At 44.8% G+C, this 5,441-nt stretch carries 8 protein-coding genes; all 8 read right to left on the bottom strand.

The features are described 5' to 3' along the window. Nucleotides 1-112: 112 nt before the first annotated feature. Nucleotides 113-640, bottom strand: a complete 528-nt coding sequence (locus tag RUE5091_RS23995; protein ID WP_000487867.1) for a hypothetical protein — start codon at nt 638-640, stop codon at nt 113-115. Nucleotides 641-750: 110 nt separating this feature from the next. After that, on the bottom strand, nt 751-2,034 hold the full coding sequence (locus RUE5091_RS23990; RefSeq protein ID WP_000065572.1) for a major capsid protein: 1,284 nt from the start codon (nt 2,032-2,034) through the stop codon (nt 751-753). Nucleotides 2,035-2,070: 36 nt separating this feature from the next. Continuing rightward, the gene (locus tag RUE5091_RS23985; protein WP_000033471.1) at nt 2,071-2,187 is read right to left on the bottom strand and encodes a phage DNA packaging protein J; all 117 of its coding nucleotides are present in this window, start codon (nt 2,185-2,187) and stop codon (nt 2,071-2,073) included. Further along, nucleotides 2,187-2,645, bottom strand: a complete 459-nt coding sequence (locus RUE5091_RS23980) for a scaffolding protein D (RefSeq protein ID WP_000084700.1) — start codon at nt 2,643-2,645, stop codon at nt 2,187-2,189. The genes RUE5091_RS23985 and RUE5091_RS23980 overlap by 1 nt, the downstream gene beginning before the upstream one ends. After that, nucleotides 2,642-2,881, bottom strand: coding sequence for a phage DNA packaging protein C (locus tag RUE5091_RS23975; protein WP_016670801.1), 240 nt, complete (start codon nt 2,879-2,881; stop codon nt 2,642-2,644). Before RUE5091_RS23975 ends, RUE5091_RS23980 begins: the two co-directional genes overlap by 4 nt. Beyond that, complete coding sequence (locus tag RUE5091_RS23970) at nt 2,814-2,966, bottom strand: hypothetical protein (RefSeq protein WP_435988044.1); 153 nt, start codon at nt 2,964-2,966, stop codon at nt 2,814-2,816. Before RUE5091_RS23970 ends, RUE5091_RS23975 begins: the two co-directional genes overlap by 68 nt. Continuing rightward, complete coding sequence (locus RUE5091_RS23965; protein WP_000252566.1) at nt 2,899-4,440, bottom strand: replication endonuclease; 1,542 nt, start codon at nt 4,438-4,440, stop codon at nt 2,899-2,901. The genes RUE5091_RS23970 and RUE5091_RS23965 overlap by 68 nt, the downstream gene beginning before the upstream one ends. Before the next feature lie 63 nt (nt 4,441-4,503). Beyond that, nucleotides 4,504-5,441, bottom strand: a 938-nt coding sequence (locus tag RUE5091_RS23960; RefSeq protein WP_001450027.1) for a minor spike protein H, incomplete at its 5' end; no start/stop codon positions are given.

Here is a 5,441-nt window from a genome sequence, read left to right as displayed (position 1 = left end):
CCTTGAATGCCACCGGAGGCGGCTTTTTGACCGCCTCCAAACAATTTAGACATGGCGCCACCAGCAAGAGCAGAAGCAATACCGCCAGCAATAGCACCAAACATAAATCACCTCACTTAAGTGGCTGGAGACAAATAATCTCTTTAATAACCTGATTCAGCGAAACCAATCCGCGGCATTTAGTAGCGGTAAAGTTAGACCAAACCATGAAACCAACATAAACATTATTGCCCGGCGTACGGGGAAGGACGTCAATAGTCACACAGTCCTTGACGGTATAATAACCACCATCATGGCGACCATCCAAAGGATAAACATCATAGGCAGTCGGGAGGGTAGTCGGAACCGAAGAAGACTCAAAGCGAACCAAACAGGCAAAAAATTTAGGGTCGGCATCAAAAGCAATATCAGCACCAACAGAAACAACCTGATTAGCGGCGTTGACAGATGTATCCATCTGAATGCAATGAAGAAAACCACCATTACCAGCATTAACCGTCAAACTATCAAAATATAACGTTGACGATGTAGCTTTAGGTGTCTGTAAAACAGGTGCCGAAGAAGCTGGAGTAACAGAAGTGAGAACCAGCTTATCAGAAAAAAAGTTTGAATTATGGCGAGAAATAAAAGTCTGAAACATGATTAAACTCCTAAGCAGAAAACCTACCGCGCTTCGCTTGGTCAACCCCTCAGCGGCAAAAATTAAAATTTTTACCGCTTCGGCGTTATAACCTCACACTCAATCTTTTATCACGAAGTCATGATTGAATCGCGAGTGGTCGGCAGATTGCGATAAACGGTCACATTAAATTTAACCTGACTATTCCACTGCAACAACTGAACGGACTGGAAACACTGGTCATAATCATGGTGGCGAATAAGTACGCGTTCTTGCAAATCACCAGAAGGCGGTTCCTGAATGAATGGGAAGCCTTCAAGAAGGTGATAAGCAGGAGAAACATACGAAGGCGCATAACGATACCACTGACCCTCAGCAATCTTAAACTTCTTAGACGAATCACCAGAACGGAAAACATCCTTCATAGAAATTTCACGCGGCGGCAAGTTGCCATACAAAACAGGGTCGCCAGCAATATCGGTATAAGTCAAAGCACCTTTAGCGTTAAGGTACTGAATCTCTTTAGTCGCAGTAGGCGGAAAACGAACAAGCGCAAGAGTAAACATAGTGCCATGCTCAGGAACAAAGAAACGCGGCACAGAATGTTTATAGGTCTGTTGAACACGACCAGAAAACTGGCCTAACGACGTTTGGTCAGTTCCATCAACATCATAGCCAGATGCCCAGAGATTAGAGCGCATGACAAGTAAAGGACGGTTGTCAGCGTCATAAGAGGTTTTACCTCCAAATGAAGAAATAACATCATGGTAACGCTGCATGAAGTAATCACGTTCTTGGTCAGTATGCAAATTAGCATAAGCAGCTTGCAGACCCATAATGTCAATAGATGTGGTAGAAGTCGTCATTTGGCGAGAAAGCTCAGTCTCAGGAGGAAGCGGAGCAGTCCAAATGTTTTTGAGATGGCAGCAACGGAAACCATAACGAGCATCATCTTGATTAAGCTCATTAGGGTTAGCCTCGGTACGGTCAGGCATCCACGGCGCTTTAAAATAGTTGTTATAGATATTCAAATAACCCTGAAACAAATGCTTAGGGATTTTATTGGTATCAGGGTTAATCGTGCCAAGAAAAGCGGCATGGTCAATATAACCAGTAGTGTTAACAGTCGGGAGAGGAGTGGCATTAACACCATCCTTCATGAACTTAATCCACTGTTCACCATAAACGTGACGATGAGGGACATAAAAAGTAAAAATGTCTACAGTAGAGTCAATAGCAAGGCCACGACGCAATGGAGAAAGACGGAGAGCGCCAACGGCGTCCATCTCGAAGGAGTCGCCAGCGATAACCGGAGTAGTTGAAATGGTAATAAGACGACCAATCTGACCAGCAAGGAAGCCAAGATGGGAAAGGTCATGCGGCATACGCTCGGCGCCAGTTTGAATATTAGACATAATTTATCCTCAAGTAAGGGGCCGAAGCCCCTGCAATTAAAATTGTTGACCACCTACATACCAAAGACGAGCGCCTTTACGCTTGCCTTTAGTACCTCGCAACGGCTGCGGACGACCAGGGCGAGCGCCAGAACGTTTTTTACCTTTAGACATTACATCACTCCTTCTGCACGTAATTTTTGACGCACGTTTTCTTCTGCGTCAGTAAGAACGTCAGTGTTTCCTGCGCGTACACGCAAGGTAAACGCGAACAATTCAGCGGCTTTAACCGGACGCTCGACGCCATTAATAATGTTTTCCGTAAATTCAGCGCCTTCCATGATGAGACAGGCCGTTTGAATGTTGACGGGATGAACATAATAAGCAATGACGGCAGCAATAAACTCAACAGGAGCAGGAAAGCGAGGGTATCCTACAAAGTCCAGCGTACCATAAACGCAAGCCTCAACGCAGCGACGAGCACGAGAGCGGTCAGTAGCAATCCAAACTTTGTTACTCGTCAGAAAATCGAAATCATCTTCGGTTAAATCCAAAACGGCAGAAGCCTGAATGAGCTTAATAGAGGCCAAAGCGGTCTGGAAACGTACGGATTGTTCAGTAACTTGACTCATGATTTCTTACCTATTAGTGGTTGAACAGCATCGGACTCAGATAGTAATCCACGCTCTTTTAAAATGTCAACAAGAGAATCTCTACCATGAACAAAATGTGACTCATATCTAAACCAGTCCTTGACGAACGTGCCAAGCATATTAAGCCACTTCTCCTCATCCAACGCGTCAGTTTTTGACAGAATCGTTAGTTGATGGCGAAAGGTCGCAAAGTAAGAGCTTCTCGAGCTGCGCAAGGATAGGTCGAATTTTCTCATTTTCCGCCAGCAGTCCACTTCGATTTAATTCGTAAACAAGCAGTAGTAATTCCTGCTTTATCAAGATAATTTTTCGACTCATCAGAAATATCCGAAAGTGTTAACTTCTGCGTCATGGAAGCGATAAAACTCTGCAGGTTGGATACGCCAATCATTTTTATCGAAGCGCGCATAAATTTGAGCAGATTTGTCGTCACAGGTTGCGCCGCCAAAACGTCGGCTACAGTAACTTTTCCCAGCCTCAATCTCATCTCTCTTTTTGCGTTCTGCTTCAATATCTGGTTGAACGGCGTCGCGTCGTAACCCAGCTTGGTAAGTTGGATTAAGCACTCCGTGGACAGATTTGTCATTGTGAGCATTTTCATCCCGAAGTTGCGGCTCATTCTGATTCTGAACAGCTTCTTGGGAAGTAGCGACAGCTTGGTTTTTAGTGAGTTGTTCCATTCTTTAGCTCCTAGACCTTTAGCAGCAAGGTCCATATCTGACTTTTTGTTAACGTATTTAGCCACATAGAAACCAACAGCCATATAACTGGTAGCTTTAAGCGGCTCACCTTTAGCATCAACAGGCCACAACCAACCAGAACGTGAAAAAGCGTCCTGCGTGTAGCGAACTGCGATGGGCATACTGTAACCATAAGGCCACGTATTTTGCAAGCTATTTAACTGGCGGCGATTGCGTACCCGACGACCAAAATTAGGGTCAACGCTACCTGTAGGAAGTGTCCGCATAAAGTGCACCGCATGGAAATGAAGACGGCCATTAGCTGTACCATACTCAGGCACACAAAAATACTGATAGCAGTCGGCGTGTGAATCATTAGCCTTGCGACCCTCGGCAGCAAGAACCATACGACCAATATCACGAAAATAGTCACGCAAAGCATTGGGATTATCATAAAACGCCTCTAATCGGTCGTCAGCCAACGTGAGAGTGTCAAAAACGATAAACCAACCATCAGCATGAGCCTGTCGCATTGCATTCATCAAACGCTGAATAGCAAAGCCTCTACGCGATTTCATAGTGGAGGCCTCCAGCAATCTTGAACACTCATCCTTAATACCTTTCTTTTTGGGGTAATTATACTCATCGCGAATATCCTTAAGAGGGCGTTCAGCAGCCAGCTTGCGGCAAAACTGCGTAACCGTCTTCTCGTTCTCTAAAAACCATTTTTCGTCCCCTTCGGGGCGGTGGTCTATAGTGTTATTAATATCAAGTTGGGGGAGCACATTGTAGCATTGTGCCAATTCATCCATTAACTTCTCAGTAACAGATACAAACTCATCACGAACGTCAGAAGCAGCCTTATGGCCGTCAACATACATATCACCATTATCGAACTCAACGCCCTGCATACGAAAAGACAGAATCTCTTCCAAGAGCTTGATGCGGTTATCCATCTGCTTATGGAAGCCAAGCATTGGGGATTGAGAAAGAGTAGAAATGCCACAAGCCTCAATAGCAGGTTTAAGAGCCTCGATACGCTCAAAGTCAAAATAATCAGCGTGACATTCAGAAGGGTAATAAGAACGAACCATAAAAAAGCCTCCAAGATTTGGAGGCATGAAAACATACAATTGGGAGGGTGTCAATCCTGACGGTTATTTCCTAGACAAATTAGAGCCAATACCATCAGCTTTACCGTCTTTCCAGAAATTGTTCCAAGTATCGGCAACAGCTTTATCAATACCATGAAAAATATCAACCACACCAGAAGCAGCATCAGTGACGACATTAGAAATATCCTTTGCAGTAGCGCCAATATGAGAAGAGCCATACCGCTGATTCTGCGTTTGCTGATGAACTAAGTCAACCTCAGCACTAACCTTGCGAGTCATTTCTTTGATTTGGTCATTGGTAAAATACTGACCAGCCGTTTGAGCTTGAGTAAGCATTTGGCGCATAATCTCGGAAACCTGCTGTTGCTTGGAAAGATTGGTGTTTTCCATAATAGACGCAACGCGAGCAGTAGACTCCTTCTGTTGATAAGCAAGCATCTCATTTTGTGCATATACCTGGTCTTTCGTATTCTGGCGTGAAGTCGCCGACTGAATGCCAGCAATCTCTTTTTGAGTCTCATTTTGCATCTCGGCAATCTCTTTCTGATTGTCCAGTTGCATTTTAGTAAGCTCTTTTTGATTCTCAAATCCGGCGTCAACCATACCAGCAGAGGAAGCATCAGCACCAGCACGCTCCCAAGCATTAAGCTCAGGAAATGCAGCAGCAAGATAATCACGAGTATCCTTTCCTTTATCAGCGGCAGACTTGCCACCAAGTCCAACCAAATCAAGCAACTTATCAGAAACGGCAGAAGTGCCAGCCTGCAACGTACCTTCAAGAAGTCCTTTACCAGCTTTAGCCATAGCACCAGAAACAAAACTAGGGACGGCCTCATCAGGGTTAGGAACATTAGAGCCTTGAATGGCAGATTTAATACCAGCATCACCCATGCCTACAGTATTGTTATCGGTAGCAAGCACATCACCTTGAATGCCACCGGAGGCGGCTTTTTGACCGCCTCCAAACAATTTAGACATGG

The organism is Ruegeria denitrificans (genome assembly GCF_001458295.1).
In the GTDB taxonomy this organism is placed as follows: Bacteria; Pseudomonadota; Alphaproteobacteria; order Rhodobacterales; family Rhodobacteraceae; genus Ruegeria; species Ruegeria denitrificans.
This window is presented reverse-complemented; position numbering and strand designations above follow the sequence as displayed.